At 66.9% G+C, this 2,271-nt stretch carries 5 protein-coding genes and 1 tRNA gene; all 6 read right to left on the reverse strand.

The annotated features are described in order from the left end of the window. Window positions 1-138: 138 nt before the first annotated feature. On the reverse strand, window positions 139-825 hold the full coding sequence (locus AB0M30_RS47580) for a hypothetical protein (RefSeq protein WP_364599291.1): 687 nt from the start codon (window positions 823-825) through the stop codon (window positions 139-141). A 2-nt stretch (window positions 826-827) separates the two neighbouring features. After that, window positions 828-1,067, reverse strand: coding sequence for a hypothetical protein (locus AB0M30_RS47585; RefSeq protein ID WP_364599294.1), 240 nt, complete (start codon window positions 1,065-1,067; stop codon window positions 828-830). A gap of 165 nt (window positions 1,068-1,232) precedes the next feature. Further along, window positions 1,233-1,307, reverse strand: a tRNA-Met gene (locus AB0M30_RS47590). A gap of 129 nt (window positions 1,308-1,436) precedes the next feature. Then, window positions 1,437-1,709 (reverse strand): hypothetical protein, encoded by a 273-nt coding sequence (locus AB0M30_RS47595; RefSeq protein ID WP_364599297.1) that lies wholly within the window; start codon window positions 1,707-1,709, stop codon window positions 1,437-1,439. Beyond that, window positions 1,706-2,029 (reverse strand): hypothetical protein, encoded by a 324-nt coding sequence (locus AB0M30_RS47600; protein ID WP_364599300.1) that lies wholly within the window; start codon window positions 2,027-2,029, stop codon window positions 1,706-1,708. The genes AB0M30_RS47595 and AB0M30_RS47600 overlap by 4 nt, the downstream gene beginning before the upstream one ends. Further along, window positions 2,026-2,271 (reverse strand): hypothetical protein (locus AB0M30_RS47605; protein ID WP_364599303.1); only part of this gene is annotated, 246 nt, incomplete at its 5' end. The genes AB0M30_RS47605 and AB0M30_RS47600, both read right to left, overlap by 4 nt.

Consider the following 2,271-nt stretch of genomic DNA (forward strand, 5'->3'; position numbering starts at 1 on the left):
GGGCCCGGTGCACCACCAGCAGGGCGAGCCGTCCTCGAGCGCGCGAAGTAGGCCCGCGACGCGCTGCTGATGGACATGACCGAGGCCGCGCTGCGTCGTTGTGCGCCGCGCGGCCCGGGTCGGCATGACCGGCAGGACCTACAGTCCGAACCCGGTGGTGCCAGTGGCCGAGCTGTCGCCCTCGTCGGCGGTGGCAGTGGGCTCGCTGGTCTGCTCGGTGGCGCTGTCCTCGGCCGGTGCGGTGGCCGTGGTGTCGGTGGCCGTGTCGTCAGCGCCGCTCACCTTGGCGGCATCGCTGCCGTCGCTGGTGATGGGCTGCTGCACGGGCACATCGACCGGGGCAGCGGCATCGGTGGCCGGTGCGGTCTCGACGGGCTGCGAGGTGATGGGCTGCTGCGGTTCCACGCTCTGACCGGCCGCCGGGCTGGTAGCGCTGGCACCTGCGGTGTCCGCCGTGCTGGCTGCGGTGGCGGCGATCTTGGCCGTGATGTCGTCCAGTGCGGCGACGTCCTCGGCAGTGATGGTGCCGCCGGCGTCGATCTGCGACTTCAGCGCGGCGACCTGGCCCTGCAGATCACCGATCTGCTGAACCTGCGCAGCGGACAGCGCCACGATCTTCGTGTTGGAATCGACCAGCGAGGCAATATCGGCCTTCAGCTGCGCTTCGATGTTTGGCATGAACTTCTCCAGGATCTCGAGAATTCGAGCGTTCTGCTCGATGATGAATCCGGCCCATATCGGGATCGGGCCGGTGTGAACGGTCGCGACGTCGCCGCCGGTGAGGAAATCGACGAAATCACGAATCAGGAAGCGGCGGCGCGACATGCTCAGACTCTCGGCGGCCAGTTCCAGTGACCGGGCGTCGGTTCGGGCGCCCACGGCACGAGCGACTTGTTCGACGTGCCGTTCGGGTAGATGACGTACAGGTCGGCCGCATTGCCGGGATGCGACCCGGTGACGATCGCGGCGACCGGTTCGGGCTCGTGTTCGCCGCCCGGCGTGCCGTAGGTCTGATAGTGGACGATTCGGCCGATGGTCGCGATCGGTGCGCCGATGCCCTCGGACATCAGACCAGCACGCCCAGGATCGCCAGAGCGAGACGGCCGAGCAGCGCCCACGGAACATGTGACGCTTCGGCGGACAGAGTTGCGAACATGGATCTCTCCTGAAACTGCGAAACCCGGACCGCGCAGGCGGATCCGGGTTGTGGTGACTGGTGACCGTTGCGGCCGTAGCGCGGGCCGGATTTGAACCGGCGACCTTCGGATTATGAGACCGACGAGCTGACCGAGCTGCTCTACCGCGCGTCGAGTGCGGGGCATGAAAAAACCCGGTCCAGCAGGGGGCCGGGACCGGGCTTCGGGGACAGATGTCCCGCTGCAAGAAAGTCTGACAGTGAGCGGCGATCTTGTCCAGCTACCGCGCGGCGCGCTGACCTATGTTGCCCATTCCTGCTGGTAGTCGGGATGATCGCGCCACACTGCGGCGACTGCGGTCCGATCGCCGGGCATGAGCTCGCTCGCGCGCACAGGCTCGGCGACCATCCGCCGCGCCATGTCTTCCGATCGCGACATGACGCTGCCGAAACTCGCGCAGCCGGGCCCGTTCCCGCGCCGGTCCATCTCGGCGTTGAACAAGGCGGACCTGATGGCCTCGACGCCGGATGCGCGCTCGACGAGACGCGCCTCGATGAACTCCTCGATCCTCACAGCCCGAACATCTTCCGTGCGTCTCTCTCGGACATTGTCGCCGACGCCGCCCGCCGTATGGCGGCCTCGCGGGCATTGGCGGCCTGCGCCATGCGCAGCTCTGCGGCCTCCTCGGTCGGTGCGCCGTAGAGCACGCCCCGCACGATGCGCTCGGCCGTCTCGTCGGGAACGCCTTCGTCCTCGAGCACGATGCCGAGGCGGTGCACCATGTTGCGCATGAAACGTATCTGCGCGCTGTACGTGGCATCCTCGCGCAGCGCGGCTTTCGATGGGCCAAGGCGCAAGAAATGCAGCTTGATTACCTGATCGACGTCGATCATGAGTGCGGTCCTCTCAGGTCGTTGCGTTCCAGGCTGAAAAACAGCACGTTCGGCATTGGATGCGCCGGAATGCCCGCCATCTCGGCCGCCATGGCGACGATTTCGGCGAATGCCTGCCTGCGCGTGCCCGTGCCTTCGAAATCGCCGGTGCCGTCGAACGTCTGCGTGTGCTCGCCGTCGGGTGCCAACCATCGCAATGTCAGTATCCAATGCAGTTGCCTCATGCTGTGCGTCCTCTCGCG

The sequence above is a fragment of the Amycolatopsis sp. NPDC051716 genome, from assembly GCF_040681595.1.
Lineage (GTDB): Bacteria > Actinomycetota > Actinomycetes > Mycobacteriales > Pseudonocardiaceae > Amycolatopsis.